General features: G+C 56.2%; 19 protein-coding genes. 4 read left to right on the top strand and 15 right to left on the bottom strand.

The features are described 5' to 3' along the window. Positions 1–217: 217 nt before the first annotated feature. From CLV45_RS04255 to CLV45_RS04235, 5 genes are all read right to left on the bottom strand, one after another. Positions 218–694 carry a hypothetical protein gene (locus CLV45_RS04255; RefSeq protein ID WP_100335150.1) on the bottom strand — a complete coding sequence of 159 codons (477 nt, stop codon included), beginning with the start codon at positions 692–694 and terminating at the stop codon, positions 218–220. A 2-nt stretch (positions 695–696) separates the two neighbouring features. After that, positions 697–1,488 carry a hypothetical protein gene (locus tag CLV45_RS04250; RefSeq protein ID WP_100335149.1) on the bottom strand — a complete coding sequence of 264 codons (792 nt, stop codon included), beginning with the start codon at positions 1,486–1,488 and terminating at the stop codon, positions 697–699. Continuing rightward, positions 1,485–2,897 carry a hypothetical protein gene (locus CLV45_RS04245; RefSeq protein ID WP_100335148.1) on the bottom strand — a complete coding sequence of 471 codons (1,413 nt, stop codon included), beginning with the start codon at positions 2,895–2,897 and terminating at the stop codon, positions 1,485–1,487. The genes CLV45_RS04250 and CLV45_RS04245 overlap by 4 nt, the downstream gene beginning before the upstream one ends. Further along, complete coding sequence (locus tag CLV45_RS04240; RefSeq protein ID WP_100335147.1) at positions 2,897–3,568, bottom strand: hypothetical protein; 672 nt, start codon at positions 3,566–3,568, stop codon at positions 2,897–2,899. The genes CLV45_RS04245 and CLV45_RS04240 overlap by 1 nt, the downstream gene beginning before the upstream one ends. Before the next feature lie 64 nt (positions 3,569–3,632). Further along, positions 3,633–4,196 carry a hypothetical protein gene (locus CLV45_RS04235; protein WP_100335146.1) on the bottom strand — a complete coding sequence of 188 codons (564 nt, stop codon included), beginning with the start codon at positions 4,194–4,196 and terminating at the stop codon, positions 3,633–3,635. Positions 4,197–4,766: 570 nt separating this feature from the next. Here CLV45_RS04235 and CLV45_RS04230 point away from each other — a divergent pair. Next, a complete protein-coding gene (locus CLV45_RS04230; protein ID WP_211289899.1) occupies positions 4,767–5,663 on the top strand; it encodes an energy transducer TonB in 897 nt (298 codons plus the stop codon). Positions 5,664–5,674: 11 nt separating this feature from the next. Here the strand turns inward: CLV45_RS04230 and CLV45_RS04225 are convergent, their stop codons facing one another. The 9 genes from CLV45_RS04225 to CLV45_RS04185 form a co-directional block, all read right to left on the bottom strand. Continuing rightward, positions 5,675–6,067, bottom strand: coding sequence for a hypothetical protein (locus tag CLV45_RS04225; RefSeq protein ID WP_100335144.1), 393 nt, complete (start codon positions 6,065–6,067; stop codon positions 5,675–5,677). Beyond that, the gene (locus CLV45_RS04220) at positions 6,064–6,345 is read right to left on the bottom strand and encodes a hypothetical protein (protein WP_100335143.1); all 282 of its coding nucleotides are present in this window, start codon (positions 6,343–6,345) and stop codon (positions 6,064–6,066) included. Before CLV45_RS04220 ends, CLV45_RS04225 begins: the two co-directional genes overlap by 4 nt. Positions 6,346–6,377: 32 nt before the next feature. Then, positions 6,378–7,772: a hypothetical protein gene (locus tag CLV45_RS04215; protein WP_100335142.1), complete on the bottom strand. Its 1,395-nt coding sequence runs from the start codon at positions 7,770–7,772 to the stop codon at positions 6,378–6,380. A gap of 236 nt (positions 7,773–8,008) precedes the next feature. Next, positions 8,009–8,362, bottom strand: a complete 354-nt coding sequence (locus tag CLV45_RS04210) for a hypothetical protein (RefSeq protein ID WP_100335141.1) — start codon at positions 8,360–8,362, stop codon at positions 8,009–8,011. A gap of 14 nt (positions 8,363–8,376) precedes the next feature. Beyond that, entirely contained in the window at positions 8,377–8,721 is a 345-nt protein-coding gene (locus CLV45_RS04205; RefSeq protein ID WP_100335140.1) for a helix-turn-helix domain-containing protein, read from the bottom strand. Next, complete coding sequence (locus CLV45_RS04200) at positions 8,697–9,110, bottom strand: hypothetical protein (RefSeq protein ID WP_100335139.1); 414 nt, start codon at positions 9,108–9,110, stop codon at positions 8,697–8,699. The genes CLV45_RS04205 and CLV45_RS04200 overlap by 25 nt, the downstream gene beginning before the upstream one ends. After that, positions 9,110–9,421, bottom strand: a complete 312-nt coding sequence (locus tag CLV45_RS04195; RefSeq protein ID WP_100335138.1) for a hypothetical protein — start codon at positions 9,419–9,421, stop codon at positions 9,110–9,112. The genes CLV45_RS04200 and CLV45_RS04195 overlap by 1 nt, the downstream gene beginning before the upstream one ends. Further along, on the bottom strand, positions 9,418–9,681 hold the full coding sequence (locus CLV45_RS04190; RefSeq protein ID WP_100335137.1) for a hypothetical protein: 264 nt from the start codon (positions 9,679–9,681) through the stop codon (positions 9,418–9,420). Before CLV45_RS04190 ends, CLV45_RS04195 begins: the two co-directional genes overlap by 4 nt. A gap of 33 nt (positions 9,682–9,714) precedes the next feature. After that, positions 9,715–9,972: a hypothetical protein gene (locus CLV45_RS04185; RefSeq protein WP_100335136.1), complete on the bottom strand. Its 258-nt coding sequence runs from the start codon at positions 9,970–9,972 to the stop codon at positions 9,715–9,717. 127 nt (positions 9,973–10,099) lie between these two features. Between CLV45_RS04185 and CLV45_RS24795 the strand changes: the two genes are divergently transcribed. The 3 genes from CLV45_RS24795 to CLV45_RS04165 all read left to right on the top strand — a co-directional run bounded on the left by CLV45_RS24795 (position 10,100) and on the right by CLV45_RS04165 (position 13,805). Next, a complete protein-coding gene (locus CLV45_RS24795; RefSeq protein WP_157807283.1) occupies positions 10,100–10,594 on the top strand; it encodes a hypothetical protein in 495 nt (164 codons plus the stop codon). Positions 10,595–11,279: 685 nt separating this feature from the next. Then, a complete protein-coding gene (locus CLV45_RS04170) occupies positions 11,280–12,245 on the top strand; it encodes a DUF4062 domain-containing protein (RefSeq protein ID WP_157807282.1) in 966 nt (321 codons plus the stop codon). A 78-nt stretch (positions 12,246–12,323) separates the two neighbouring features. Then, entirely contained in the window at positions 12,324–13,805 is a 1,482-nt protein-coding gene (locus CLV45_RS04165) for a CBS domain-containing protein (RefSeq protein ID WP_100335132.1), read from the top strand. On the opposite strand, the gene CLV45_RS24790 is transcribed toward CLV45_RS04165, so the two are convergent. Further along, positions 13,802–14,095, bottom strand: coding sequence for a hypothetical protein (locus CLV45_RS24790; protein WP_157807281.1), 294 nt, complete (start codon positions 14,093–14,095; stop codon positions 13,802–13,804). The genes CLV45_RS04165 and CLV45_RS24790 overlap by 4 nt on opposite strands. Positions 14,096–14,120: the final 25 nt, after the last annotated feature.

Here is a 14,120-nt window from a genome sequence, read left to right as displayed (position 1 = left end):
CCCAGGGCGAAGAAGAGAGTCGTGCGATTAAACCAAGCATCGTTCAGGAGTGAATGATGCAAAGCTGCCGGCGCCACAGCCCGGCAAAAAGGACACAAAAAAGCCCCGGCCGGGGAGGTCGGGGCTTTGGGTCAGGGGCGCAAATAGCGTCCTACGACCAGGCCGCAGCAGAAGGCCACCAGCGCTACCAGGCCGATAATAAACCAGGGGTCGAGCATCAGGCGTAGCGGCCCATGAGCATGGCCTGCTGCATGTGCAGCCGAATCAGCGCGGGTTGGGACGGCGGGTTGTGTTCGGCCAGCCATTCAAACCAGTCGCCCTGCAGCATCGTGTCCAGGGTTTGGTCGGCGGCGTAGCGGGCTACCACGGCCGCCCATTCCTCGGGGGTATGGGTCGTGCGGTAGGCCAGGATTTCGCCGCTTGGGAAGGCCACCACCGTTTCGTTGTTGCCCCGCAACAGCACGGGGTAGGTCGAAAAGCCCATGCGCTCAATGAGGCTCCCGGCCCCGTCGGCGGTGGCTTCGTGCAGACGAACTTCCGTCTGCATGACCAGGCTGAACTCGCCGGCCGGGCTCTTGGCCTGCTCCAGCTTGACAAAGCGGGCCCGGCGGCAGATGCGGGTTTCGCCCAGCACCAGGTCGGGCAGGTCAATTTCGATGGGTTGCTGTTGTTCGGCGAATAGTAGCAGGGGCATGGCTAGACGGAATAGATGGTATTGTATTGGTTGGCCACTTGCTGTAGGAGCATAATGGCCTGTTCATCACGAAGGAAGGCAGGCCACCAGCGCACGTCGGCAATGTCAAGCATCCCGCCGCCGCCCAGAATTTCGCTCCCCAGACCGATGCGCGGCTTCGCCTTGGTGGTTTGCCCGGTCTTGAGCTGGCCATAGGGCCGGGAGTTGCTGAGCTGATGGTCCTGGATGTACTGCACGCCGAGTTCCATCCCGGCCCCTTGGCCGTTGGCGGTGCTGTCGTAGCGCAGCAGCATGGGCCGCCACACAAACTCCGTCGCCGCGGGCAGCGCCGGCTGGGCGTCATTGCTGATCAGGTGAATGCCGCAGCCGATGCCGGTGTGACTGGGGTTGTCCAGGCTGCAGAAGTCGTAGCCCTCGACCGAATAAACACTCGGGTTGAGCGTGGCCACCTCCCGGCTTATGCCCACCGGGGCCCGGTAGAGGAAGAACAGCGACCTGCTGCCCGCCCCGTAGAAGCCCGCAGGCAACAGAGTCTGCAACTCGATATACCCGTAGTAACCGCAGCGCAGGGCTACCACTCCCGCCCCAAGCTCCGGGGCCGCCACGGTGCCGACCGTGTTGACGGGCAACAGCAGCTGGCCGGTGCTGACCGTCACGCTGGTCACGGCGCTGCCGCTGGTGGCCAGCGTGCTTTTGTTAGGGCCGGCCGTGGCAAAGTGCAGGTACGGCTCCGGGATGGTCAGGCCGGGGGCTGCGGGCGCGGCGGCCGTATAGTAAAAGCTGTAGAGCGTCATCCGTTCACCTCCAGGGTTACCAGCCCGCCGCCACTCGCCGCCGTGCCACTGAGCAGCAGCTGGTCATTGAGGGCCGTCGTGAAGGGGAAGTTGACGGCCACGCCGTTCTTGGTGATGGTGACCCCGCTCACGTTGAGCAGGGAGGCGGCCGTGACGGTGCCCACCTTCTCGGACCGGTTCACATGCACCTGGACCTCTTGGGGTCCCGAGAGCGAAAAGGCCACAATGAATTCCGCCTGGGTGCTGTTGCCCCCGGTGCCGGCTTCCAGGTTGTTGATATAGGTTTTGCCCGTGGTATTTTCGGGCACCGTGAAGGCTTGGCAATTAATCAACAGCACATCCTGGCAGGAGGCGGGAATCGTGTTTTGGTTGCCGCCATAAATGGCATTGCGCAGGCCCCCGGCAATCCTATTGAGAATGCCGTTCACGATGGTCCCCAGAATACCGCCTTGGATTTGGTTACCGCTTGATTCCAGGTTGTTGATAATGATATTGCCGTCTTCGGGGTCGCCGACAAAAACGGCCGCATCCTGCCCACTGGTGGCCACGTCGAATTCATCATTCACCAGGTCATAGCTGCCCAGCTCCCACAGCCCCGTTTGCGGGTTAAACTGCTTGGCCCGCTGCAAATCGAACCGGCTGTCGTCGTCCATCTCCAGCCGCACCTCCGGCTTGCCGTCGGGGCGGCGCACGAAGAAGACTTTGTGGGCCGTGCCGGCTTCCTCTTCGGCATACGTGCGAGCTACGTCCAGCGTGATGCGGCCCGTCAGGGCGCTGACGTAGTCGGCTGATACCTTCTCCCAGTTCGCATCATTCTGGTCGCCGGTCGTGGGGGCCGGGATCGTGCCGTTGGCCGGCTTCACCAGCACCTTGCGGGCCTGCACAAACTCAGTGCTGCCGTTGAAAATCCACTTGGCCAGCTCGCCCAGGGCGTAGCCGTCGAATTTGGTGGGGTTGAAAAACTTCAGGCTGGGCTGCTGGGCCTCCTTCGACCCAGCCTCTACCCACTTGACCCGGGCCTCGCTCAGGTCCAGAACGGCATCGGCTGGAATGGCAAAGCTGCCGGCTTCCCCCTCGCCAGCATAGACGAGCGTATAGGTGCGCGGGCCCACGACCTTGCCCTCGTCGTCCTCGTCGGCCGTCACGGCATTAAGCACCAGGCAGCTCGTGCCCACGGCCAGAACCGTCACGGGCAACGTGTCGCGGCGGGTCAGGTCGCGCACCAGCTTTGGGCCACCGCGTACTTTATTGGTATGAGGCTCGCCACCTTCAGAGAGAAGCTTGTCGATATCGGCCGCAAACTCGCGAAAATCGGCCTCGACAATATCGAAAGTGTCGTTGTCTTTAAATCGGCCGAGCAGGTTCGCCCATTTGGGGCCAAACTGCGCCTTGGTAATCGTACTGGGCATTAGCTAATGGTGTAAGAGAGCTTGAATCCGGATTTGAGCACCACTGTTTTGCCCGGCGTAACGGTGGCCAGTAGGCGGCCGTCCGCCGTTTTGAGCAGCACGGTGCCACTTCCGCCCTGCTGCAGCTCCACGGCGTACTCCAGGCCGCGGCCACTCACGGTCCAGGTGCCACGGTACGGGCGGGCCCGGCGCACGGTCTCGCCCTGCAGCGTCCAGTCGAAGCCGTTGCGTTGGCCGAAGGGCTCCAGGCCCGAGTCGAACACGTCGGAGAAAACCAGCGGGTGCTCGGGCGTGCCCACCAGCTGCACCTGCCCGTTCATATCGCGGTAGAGGCACACGAGCTTGCGGCCCTCCAGCGTCTCCAGCCCGCCGGCCAGCCCTTCCGTGTGTTTGGCCAGGGCCCCGGTGAACTTCTGCGTCCAGCTCTGCCCGTGCTTGCCCTGGTCCTTGGGGGTCTGCTTGTAGCGCACCGAGCGGCGCACGCTCACGAGCTGGTACCAGGTAGCCCCGGGCAGCAGCTGCAGGTCGGCTTCGATGAGCAGCGGGCCCAGGGCCGGGAAGTTGACCAGGTTGCTGGCCTCCGTGTACCAGGCTGCCTCGACGCCGGCCACGTTCTCGTCGACCCGCTGCTCGAGGTTGCGCAGGCCAAAGGAATCGGTGTTTTCAGCCACTGGACAAATGGTAAAATTTTCTGGACAAACGCTTTAGTAAAATGGACAAACGCTTTAGCGATTTTTACACGCTCATTTGCCGCAGCCCGGCGGCCGGCAGCGGGGCAATGGCGGCGATGCGCGTCAGGTTCCGCTGCAGGTCCTTCAGGGCCTTACGAGGCGTCACGGCCGGGCCTTTTTTTTTGGAAGCCTTGCGCTCCTCGACGAAGCGCTGGTAGCTCTTAAGCAGCGTGTCGTAGGCAATGTCACTTTCCTCGAAGCCGTACTTAAGCATGAAGCACTCGATGGAGTACTTCACCTGGTTGCCCATGTCGGTCATCAGGTCGACGTAGCTATGCAGATCCTGCTTGAGGAGGCTATGCACGAAGCTATTAAAGAGGTATACGGTCTTACCCGTGAGGTTTTTCAGGCCAAACTGCTGGGGCGAATAGGCGCCGTAGCTCACCACGAAGCGGCCGGTGTACTTGGCTACCAGCTCGTCTTTGCGGCTATCCGTGACGGGCCGGCGCAGCAGCCCAAACAACATCAGCCCGTAAGGATCACTCTCCGACAAGCTGTACTCAGTACCGAGGTAGAACTGCAGATATTTTAGAATATGCGGTTTAACGGGAATTTGGAGGTTTTTCACAGGGTCGAGGGATTAGCGTTAGCAAACGTACCTGCGCTACACCCCGGGCCAAAGGACTCCTGGCACGGCGCCCAGGCGGGCACCGCAACGCGTAAACGTGTTTTCATAGTTCTTAGAATTGTACAGTGTTTGCAGTCGAACAATATAGCTAATCTTCAACGCCCTGCCAAAGGTTCAAATGGGCTATACCATGGAATAAATAGAGAAAATTACTTTGTTGCTTATGCAGTAGCATGCTATATCAGTTTAGCATAAGAGTCCAACTTAGAACCATAGTATACTTTTATTTCCTAGCGTTTTCTACTGAAGCTTCTCACGGCTTAGGCTACTATGACCTTTTCCAGGCCTAAAACTTTATCTTTCCTACCACTACGCTTATGCTCAGCGGCTGCTTAGTAGAGTAAACGCCTCGCTATGGACTTTTTTATCGTTTGGCTACTCATCAGCGGTAGCTACTTTGCCCTAGTGTGGCTCTTAGCTCGCGTACTCCCTGAACGGACGTATCCACTACTGAGGCGTCTGCATTGGCTCACCTCGGGCATGTGTTTGCTCACGGCCTGCATACCACTCTTGACTTTAGGTGAATGGACCTTCAAATCATGGGGGCCACTTTTAATTTTACTGCTTGCCAGCGGCCTGCTCGGCGGTATTCGCGCACGGCTCAAACTGACGCGCTCAACGCCACTCAGTACTATACAGGCCATACTAGTAGGCATCGCTGCGCCCTTATTGATTTCCGGCCTAGATAATTCTACCCCTTCCGATGTCGCCTACTCGGATAGCAATTATACCGTTACGATTAACACCCATGAATCCTTTCAGATTGACAATCTGATCTACACGGATGTAGAACTATATCGTACACACGGGCTCCTCTTTGAAAAGCCCATGGGCAAAATAGTCCTTGAGCATACGGGCAATAATGTGCCGGAACGGATGGAGTGGTGGCACGGTGTGTCCGCGCTTTCCTTTGACCCGAGCAAAAACCGCGGGGTGGCACGGCATAATGGCCAGGATGTGCCCTTTGAGGTCAACCCGCCCTACCACAATAACGGCGTACCGCCACCAGAGCCGCCAGCCGAACCAGTAGTTGTAGCGGAGGATTCAGTAGATGACAACAAGGTCTACACCTACGTGGAGGAGATGCCTAAATTGCTCGGTTACCCGGGCAAAGCCCTGACGCTGGAAGTCGCGCAAGCCGTTCTGGTATGGCTCAAAGTGCCCCGCGATGCACAGGAGGGGACACTTTTTTTAGGCTTCGTAGTAGACAAAACAGGTGCTGTGCGGAATCTGCATATTGCAAAGGGATTAAGCGCCAGTTCCGATTCAGCAGTGCTGGCGGCGGCACGACATATGCCGTCCTTCAGCCCCGGCCGGATGAACGGAAAGCCGCTAAATGTGTCACTGACCGTACCCATACAAGTGTACAAGTCTATTGCGCGAAGGGGAAAGCGGAATAGGCATTAGCTTATCCGTGTTCAGACGATTTCAAAGAACTGCTTCACGTTGTGGGCTGCCGCGTTGACCTTGGCCAGCAGGTTCATAAACGGCACATCGTGGGCATCTTGGGCCGAGAACAGCCGGGTCTGCAGGTAGAGCGAATTGAGCAGCACCACCTCGTGCACCTGCAGGTGCCAGCGGCGGGCCTTGAGCCGGCGCATCTTGTCCCGGGGCCAACTGCCGGCGGTAAGGCGCTCGAGCTGGCGCAGCAGCCGCGCCGTGGGCTCGACGCTGAGCAGCTCCAGCACGTAGAGCGGCCGGCGGCTGCTGTGGTAGGTAAGCCAGTGGTGATACATCCGCAGCGCATGGCACAGGGCCACGGCTTCGTCCTGGTGCAGCAGCAGCACCTGGTCGTGTTGGCGCAGGTTCATCCTACCCAGACCCCGTTTTTTACCCAGACCGCCTCCTGGGCGCCCGTCTGGTTGTCATAGAGCACGGCTTCCTTGACCGTGGCCCCCATCTTCTCGACCATTTTGCGCAGGCCACGGATGCCGTACTCGCGCGGCTCCTTGACCTGGTAGCGGCCGCTGGTATCGAAGGAGGTAAAGTGCTTTTTGTTGCCGTCCTGCCACACGACCCACACCCGGGTCAGGGCCTGGCTGCGCATGTGGACGGGTGGGGCGGTAGAGCGGATTTGCTGGGTATTCATCGTAGAAAAGATGTAGGTGTAAAAAAGGTAGGTTAAGCCTCAGCGCCGACGGCCATCGTGGTGGCCAGGCCCAGCATGCTCAGGCGGGCATGGTAGAGGTAGAGTCCTTCCTCGCCCCCGATGCGCTTGACTTCGGTGCGGTGGTACCAGTGCAGGGCCAGTATATCCTTGCGCTTGGCGCGGTCCGAGGCCGGCACCTTCTCGCCCCGATCGAGGCTCTGGCGCTGGCGCAGCTCGGTCTCGGCCAACTGCAGGGCGCGGTCCAGGGCCGTGAGGCCACCCTTGGGGCGGTTTTGCTTCTTGGCCAGCCACAGGCGGGTGCCGGCAAAGCCCTTCTCGTTTTCGGCGTCGAAGTAGCCGCGGCCGCGGTGCACCATGGCATAGGGCAGCGGCAGGTAGCATTCCTGCGGATCCGGGTGGCGCTGCACGTATTCGCGCACCAGGACTAGGCGGTCGAGCAGGTACCGGTGCACCAGGTCCCACTTCGCCGGCGCCGCCGCGGTGAGGGCCGGCTTGTATTGGCCTTGCCAGATGGCGCGCAGAATCTTCTGCTTCTCGGCCTCGGTGAAGTGGTGCGTGGGATAGAGCAGCAGCTTGGCCATCGTCCAAAACTCGACGACGAACCGGTCCACCCGGGCCGTTTGCTGGGCTTCTGCCGAGGGCTCCGGCGCGGCGGCCTGCTGGGCCGCCCGGGCCGCGGCGCGCCCCCTGTGCCGAGATTTCGACGCCTGGCCGGCGTCGGCCGCCCCGTCGCGGTGGCCCTGTGGTTCCAGTAAGGGGGTTCCTGTCGGTTCCTGGCCGGGTTGGAGTGCCGACTTATCCACTGGAACGACTTTCCTTATCTGAGTTTCTAGTGTTTCAAGAACCTCAGTAGGCGGAAAATATTTACCGTTTGTGGATAAGTCGGAGGGGTTCAGGGTGCTTTTGGAATCGGCACTGAGGGCCGTTTTGGGGCTTTCCACGGGCATTTCCCACACAAGAGCAGGGTTTACCCACAGGTAGAAGCTGTGCTCTCTGCCGCGAAATTTGTAGGCCGTAATGAAGCTGTGGGCCTTGAGCTGGCGCAGGTGGTTGCGCGTGGTCCGGTCGCACACGTCGCGGGCCTCCCCTAGCTCGTGGCCGTTGACCTCGATGCGCGGGCTCAGCAGGCCCGTGTCGGTCACGAGCTGGTCCCAGAGCAGCGGCGTGGCCAGCATTTGCTGGGCGGCCGCGCGGGCCCGGGGCAGCAGCACCTCGACCAGGGTGGTCTTGGCCCCGTCGCAGATGACGCGGGGGCCGTAGCGGGCCACGGTGCGGGTGGTGCCGGCCTTGGGGCCGGTGGTATACACGCGGGTGTGGGTCTTGATGGGGCGGTGGGCATTCAGGGCCGAGACGCGCTTGTGCACGTCGAGGCGGGCATCTTTGAGGGAGCGAAGCGAGGGGAGCATTGGTACTGGAGCGTGGGTAATGGTACTTCCCCGTTGTAAGGCGGGGTCTGAAAAAGGCGATGGGGAGGCAGCGGAGGCGGGTATTCCTCACGCTGCACCATCGCCGAGCTGCGTTGCGGCAGGCCCTGTGGTTCCCTGGCTGGCCACGATGCCAGCCCTACCCAAGTGGTAGCTCTTCTGCAGGCAGGGAAAGGTGGGTTCGGAGCGGTGGGGCCAGGTGGACCCACTCCGGGGTATTACCCCTCCCCTGCTTTGACTTGCTGCAGAATTAGCTCGCCCTGCACCTGGTGCAGGCGGCGCTCGTAGCGCTGCTTGTCCTGCTGGGCCAAGGCCAAGTCGGAGGCATACAGCACCGGGTTCTGGCGGCCCTGGGCCAGGACGAACTCCACGGCCTGGAGCTGGCGGCGCAGGGCGGCGGCTTCGTGCTCGAGGCGGACGCGTTGGCGCTGGTGCGGGTCGGCCACGGGCAGCTGCTCGAGCGAGAGCACCTGCACGGGCAGGCCGGTTTTGAGGCGCAGCAGCTCGGCCGCCGTTTGGGCCTGGGGCAGCGTGGGGTCGGAGGTGTAGAGGGTGATGGTCTGGAAGTGCATAGCAGTGGCGCGCCCTACGAGGCCAGGCGCTGGGGCGGCAGGGTGGGCAGGTCGGCGGCGGTAAAGCCCATCTTGGAGCCGTAGGCCACCAGGGCGGCGCGGGGCACGCGGTAGTAGCCGTCGGAAAACTCCAGGGCGAAGAGCGTGATGCGCTTGCCCTTCAGGTCAAACTTGCCCTCGGTAATCCATTTCTTGACGGTTCGCACGCTGGTGCGCGTGGCCTTGGCCACTTCGTCCAGGGTGAGGTACTCGTCGGCGGCGACGGAGGCGGGCTGGGCGGCGGCCAGGCGCTGCTCCAGCTTGAGCAGGAGCTGTTCCAGGTCGCCCTTGGTGGCTATTTGGTTGGCATCGACGGACATGGCAGGGCAGTCGAGGAAGTGGATGAATGGGGTAGCTTGTTGGCGGTGCGCAGGCGCTGGCGGGCGGCGTCGAACTGGTCGTTGGCCAGCAAGAGCAAGCGCACCTCGCGCAGGCGGCGCACCTGGGTCGTGGCAAAGCAGACGGTGGGCACCGTGGCACCGGCTGGCAGCACGCCCATGCTGCACCCGGCCCAGTGCGCGGGGCCGGTGGCGGGATGATGGTGGGCGTACTGGAAGTGGAACTGCTCGCCGGTGAGGCCGGTCCAGGTGCCGGTGACCAGCGAGAGGCTGGGCGTGGGCGCGGCCTGCTCCCAGATGGTGAAGCCGAGCCCGCGCAGCAGCGCAGCCACGGAGGCATAGAGATTGCGGGGGCCGGGCGGGGTTTCCATCAGGCAGCCTGGGGCAAGAGCAGCCGGAACTCGCGGCGGCAGTCGGTGAGGTCGATTTCGCGGATGCCGGCGGGCAGCGCGTCCACCAGCAGCACCTCGTCCTGGGTGCGGCCTTCCTCCTGGGCCGAGCGCAGGGCCGCGGGCATGGGGCCGCTCACGTAGACGGTGAGGTGGCCCTGGCGGTAGCAGTAGCCCAGGATGGGCTCGGGCGCGGCCACCAGGGCGCTGCCGGCGGGCAGCTCCTGCACGCGCACCCGCTTGCCGGTGCGGGCATCGGTGAGCGAAACGGGCTTGGTAAACGTCTTTTTCATGCCTGCGACGCCCGTTGGGAGGTGGCTACCTGCAACTGGCCGCCGAGCTGGGCGCGGCGGCGCTCTTCGTAAGCCAGCACCAGCGGGGTTTCCTCCTGGTACTGCGGGTGGGTGGCGTCGATTTCGCGTAGGCGGCGCTTGAGCTGCTTCAGGGGCGTGAGCTGCACGATGGCCGGGGGCAGGTGATTCTGCACGAGCGTGGCCAGGTCGCGGAGGCAGGGCTTGCGGGGGCCGGCCGGGGCGTCGGTGTTGAGGCGCATGGGTATTGGCGATAAAGAGTGAAGAAATAGCAGCTATAAGTTGAGCGGCAGGGCCGCACCCACCCGGGCCGGCGCGGCTGGCAGCAGCTCGGCGGGAATCTGGAACTCGGGCAGGCCGAAGCCGATGAGCGCCACCAGGTGCTCCAGGTTCATGACCCGGCCAATGCGCACGTTGGCCAGCATGGTGGTGGGAGCCTCGTAGCCCGCCCGCACGGCCGTATCGATGGCGCTGGTGGGCAGGTCCTCGATGACAATGGACAGCAGCCGAAGGTATTTCTGACGCTCAGTCATGTTCGTGATTGGCACAATTCACCCGGCAATTGCTTTCTTGCAATAGTTCGGTACTGTACACCACACAAACATACGTCATTGCGTCAAAAAATAAACGCAAATGCTTTAAATATTTTACGTTAAAACGTTGGAAGAGCCAGAATATTCTATAAATCAACGCATTGCAGTTCTTGTTGACCTAAAAGCTAAAGGCAATAAGTCTTCGTTTGCTAGACACATTGGTGTAGCACCGAGCGTAGTAAGTGACATATTAGGCGGCAGAAAGAACAAGCCTGGCTTTGATATACTGAACAAGATAGCCTCAGCCTACAGTGACGTAAATACGTCATGGCTACTACTTGGAGAAGGTGAAATCTTCACAAGTGGCGGTGACACGCCGCTGACCCAGACAAATGTTTCCGGCAAAAAGAACGCAGTGAACATAGCTGGCGGCAAAGCCACTCAGACAAACACTACCCTATCTGACTGCGAGAAAGAGCGGGACCTCTACAGGGCCGAGCGGGACCTAGCCCAGAAGGAAGTAGCCCTACTCCGCGACCAGCTGGCCATGAAGGATGACCTCATTGCGGCCAAGGATGAAATGCTCCAGCTGCTGCGTGGTGGCTATAACCGGCCGAACTGATGCAGCCAGCTACTCGCAAGGATTACGTTTGGGCGTCGAATCTATTCTTGGCTTCTACAGCATTCTACCTCCTACCAACTCTCTATACAATCTCCAAATTGCTAGGCGCCTTTACGGCAGAGAAAAGCATAGACTATGGCATTTTCTGCGTAATGGTCCTCATATCTGCTCTTTTTATCGCCGCTTTCATTTGGCTCGGCTTGGGCATTCGCTCCGGGAAAACGTGGGCTAAAATCCTCTATTCCATCTACTTTGCCTGGGTACTCTTTGTGTTTATGCGCGAGCTACCACTGATTCTCCAGCAAAACCTTTGGAGTATAGCCCGGCGCCTATTCGCCCTTAGCACTCTGTTCGCCACTGCCTTCCTCCTATTCAAAGACCTCCTGCTCCGCAAGCCAGAGTCCCCAGATGCTGGGGTTGCGGGGGGCGGCTATGACCGGCTGAATTAGACATCCCAATATTGGAAGTTCTTCCCGTTATTAGAATACCTTACTATTTCGTGTTTATATAATGATTTCCTCTTTTTTATGCATTACTTAGCTCAACGGTATTTGTACAGTACAGTATCAGTCCAGCACATTGCCAAGCGCCGACTGTCTACACCCGTGCGGTTTTCATCGTGCTAGAAAGCGACACGGCCTTCACTACCACGAAATACCATACTCAACTAGGCACAGAAGAATCTATGGATAAGAAGTACCAAATATTCATCAGCTCAACATACATTGACCTTAAGGAAGAACGAAACCAGATCGTGAAGACCGTTTTGCGGATGGGCCACTTACCTGTAGGCATGGAAATGTTCGATGCCGCTGATGAAAGCCAATGGGAAACCATAAAGCGCCATATCGATAACTCTGATTACTACTTGCTCATCATCGCACACCGCTATGGCTCAGAAGATGCTGATGGAGTAGGCTTTACCGAGAAGGAGTATAATTATGCCTTAGAGCAAGGCATTCCTTGCCTTGCTTTCATACTAGATGGCTCCGTAAAAAACTGGAATAACGACTATGTCGATTCTGGCAAGAAAAAAACGAAGCTTAATACTTTCAAAGGCAGATTTAAAAATAGACTTGTCAACTTCTGGACATCCACGGACAACCTCGTTTTACAGGCGGCGCTTTCACTCTCAACGCTGACTACGAACAAGCCTAGAATTGGCTGGATACGCGCTAATGAGGCAACTACAAGCCCATTAGTCGCCGAAGAAATTTCACGCCTTAGTAAAGAGAATAATGAGTTGAAACTTCTAGTAGCTGCCAGCAACCCAGCTAATGACAAAGTCCAGCAGGCTTATAATATATTAGAAGGTATTCCATATGAGTTCAACTTCTTTGACCAGAAGTACACTGGAACATACTTGTCACTATTTCATGATATAAGGAGGATTCTAGTCTCTGGCACCTATATCCATATGCTTTATATGGATATTTTTGCACTTTTAACTAAAAGGGAAATGTTTGAGATAAATCATCAACCCGATAAGAATGTTTCAAAGAAAAACTCTAGTGTATGTAAGGATTTTGCAGACCGACTTACCGTCCTACTATTAGTTGAGCAGGTTCACAACAACGATTCACAGAGTGCAGCATTAATACTAACAGACAAAGGCAAAGACTTGATACTAAGAATAGAGCATCCTTACTAAGTAGTTTTCAAGTGTAATTGATAACCACTTAAAAAAAGGCACTCTGAAGCAGGAATCGAAGAACAAAACCAACTTACTATGCCTATTCTAGCTGGGTACTTAATACAAAAGAACCAACTTGAAGTTACTTCATTAGACACTAAGCTAAGTGATGCCTTTAACCTTATGGTTGAAAATCACTTCAGCCAGCTACCTATTGTAGATTCCGACAACATATTGCTTGGCATAGTAACCACAGAATCAATCACTCATGCATTAATAAATTTCAACGTTGCACCTACTGAATTAACAGTCAATGACGCCGTTGTTAAACCAAGGACAATAGAAGTTGACGAGGACCTGATGGAACTTTTGGACGACTTCTTAAACAGTGCATCGGAAGCAGTACTCATAGTAGATAAATCAAAGAAGCTATTTGGACTAATTACTCATCACGATATAACACGCTACTTACAAGAGAGGGCAGAATACAATATTCTATTGGGAGAGATTGAAAAGAGTATGAAGGACCATATTCGATTTGCATATAACTCGGATATAGAACCTCAATCTGCAGAACTGCAGCAAGCCATTGATAATCTTAACAACAATGCAGGAGGCCTACGCATTAGAGCAAAAACATTGATAAATCAGCTTGTCACAGATAAAACACTAGAATTGACAAATGACGATGTTGAGAAAAGACTTGACGTGTCCTTCCCCGCACGGGGCAAGTCAATACATTTAGACAAACTTACTCTGTCAGAGTTTATACAACTAATACAAAATAAGGATACGTGGAAAATACTATCTCCTGTATTTAGAACATCTAAGGATGGTTGGATAAAAATGATGAACGATGTTCGTGAGATTCGAAATGATTTCTCTCATTTTAGAAATAACTTCTCTTCAGAAGAGAGATACAAAGTCCGATTCTGCGCAGATTGGTATAAATCTCACCAGCCTTTACAAAACAAGGGAAAAGACGAAGCAATTAATGCAGACACTCAATCTGTAGCAGATAGCGAAAATGCAGATCTCAATATCAATAGAAATATAAATAATCTACCGACAGACAATGAAACAAGTTTCGAAGATCAAGGTAGTATTGAATATAAATTACCCAAAGAAATTCTTGCTAAAATTTGGACCAATTCTTTTAGTAGAATAGAGAAGGAGGTTGAGATATCGATTGAAAATAAATATCAGCCTTTTGTGAATTTTTTATTAAATGAATTAAAAGACTCGACAGCAATTTTCGAAACAGACATTGATTTTATAGAAGAAATAATCAGACAGCCTTTGCCAAAAGCAGCGAGAGAGCATACGGGATGGTGGACCGATTATTCTGCTCAGTCTCGTCAGTGGTTGTTAGCGGGTTGGGCTGTAAGGAGTGTGAGTTTGACCAGACAGAAAATTTCCTTTTATCGTTGGTCATATATAATCAACAAGGGAGATACAGAACAAGTCAACGTTTGGGCTCAGAAGCTAGGCATTACTGAAGAACGGCTTCTTGCAACTATAAACCAAGTGGGTGCTCAATCTTCGCTTGTTTCTTACTACTTGAACAACCCCCTCTAGGCAAATACGACAATGGCTGGCATCCCACCTTTTTTTAAGCTCTCACAAATACCAGTAACAGCTGCATCTGACAGCTGCAGCTTTAGTTTCATAACAACCCTAGCATCGCCTAATATAATGACAATACCAACACTAAAGCCTGGAGAAACATTACAAGTAAGATTTCCAGAGCCATTAAATATGGTTATAGCCGTTACAGATAATGGTGATATATGCGGCACCATTATGAGTAACATGGCGCGCATTATATTATGCCTCAAAAAAGGAATAAATTTTGAGGCAAAAATCATTAAAATCAACGGCGCTGAATGTCAA

Source organism: Hymenobacter chitinivorans DSM 11115, from assembly GCF_002797555.1.
In the GTDB taxonomy this organism is placed as follows: domain Bacteria; phylum Bacteroidota; class Bacteroidia; order Cytophagales; family Hymenobacteraceae; genus Hymenobacter; species Hymenobacter chitinivorans.
The sequence above is the reverse complement of the archived record's forward strand: the minus strand, read 5'-3'. Positions and strand labels throughout refer to the sequence as shown.

Excerpts from the sequence above, each read along its gene's own strand:
- CLV45_RS04220 (WP_100335143.1), bottom strand. The coding sequence starts at position 6,345 with ATGAATACCCAGCAAATCCGCTCTACCGCCCCACCCGTCCACATGCGC.
- CLV45_RS04245 (WP_100335148.1), bottom strand. The coding sequence starts at position 2,897 with ATGCCCAGTACGATTACCAAGGCGCAGTTTGGCCCCAAATGGGCGAAC.
- CLV45_RS04215 (WP_100335142.1), bottom strand. The coding sequence starts at position 7,772 with ATGCTCCCCTCGCTTCGCTCCCTCAAAGATGCCCGCCTCGACGTGCAC.
- CLV45_RS24790 (WP_157807281.1), bottom strand. The coding sequence starts at position 14,095 with ATGATTTTTGCCTCAAAATTTATTCCTTTTTTGAGGCATAATATAATG.
- CLV45_RS04250 (WP_100335149.1), bottom strand. The coding sequence starts at position 1,488 with ATGACGCTCTACAGCTTTTACTATACGGCCGCCGCGCCCGCAGCCCCC.
- CLV45_RS04255 (WP_100335150.1), bottom strand. The coding sequence starts at position 694 with ATGCCCCTGCTACTATTCGCCGAACAACAGCAACCCATCGAAATTGAC.
- CLV45_RS04200 (WP_100335139.1), bottom strand. The coding sequence starts at position 9,110 with ATGGAAACCCCGCCCGGCCCCCGCAATCTCTATGCCTCCGTGGCTGCG.
- CLV45_RS04225 (WP_100335144.1), bottom strand. The coding sequence starts at position 6,067 with ATGAACCTGCGCCAACACGACCAGGTGCTGCTGCTGCACCAGGACGAA.
- CLV45_RS04195 (WP_100335138.1), bottom strand. The coding sequence starts at position 9,421 with ATGAAAAAGACGTTTACCAAGCCCGTTTCGCTCACCGATGCCCGCACC.
- CLV45_RS04205 (WP_100335140.1), bottom strand. The coding sequence starts at position 8,721 with ATGTCCGTCGATGCCAACCAAATAGCCACCAAGGGCGACCTGGAACAG.
- CLV45_RS04210 (WP_100335141.1), bottom strand. The coding sequence starts at position 8,362 with ATGCACTTCCAGACCATCACCCTCTACACCTCCGACCCCACGCTGCCC.
- CLV45_RS04165 (WP_100335132.1), top strand. The coding sequence starts at position 12,324 with ATGCCTATTCTAGCTGGGTACTTAATACAAAAGAACCAACTTGAAGTT.
- CLV45_RS04190 (WP_100335137.1), bottom strand. The coding sequence starts at position 9,681 with ATGCGCCTCAACACCGACGCCCCGGCCGGCCCCCGCAAGCCCTGCCTC.
- CLV45_RS04170 (WP_157807282.1), top strand. The coding sequence starts at position 11,280 with ATGGATAAGAAGTACCAAATATTCATCAGCTCAACATACATTGACCTT.
- CLV45_RS04185 (WP_100335136.1), bottom strand. The coding sequence starts at position 9,972 with ATGACTGAGCGTCAGAAATACCTTCGGCTGCTGTCCATTGTCATCGAG.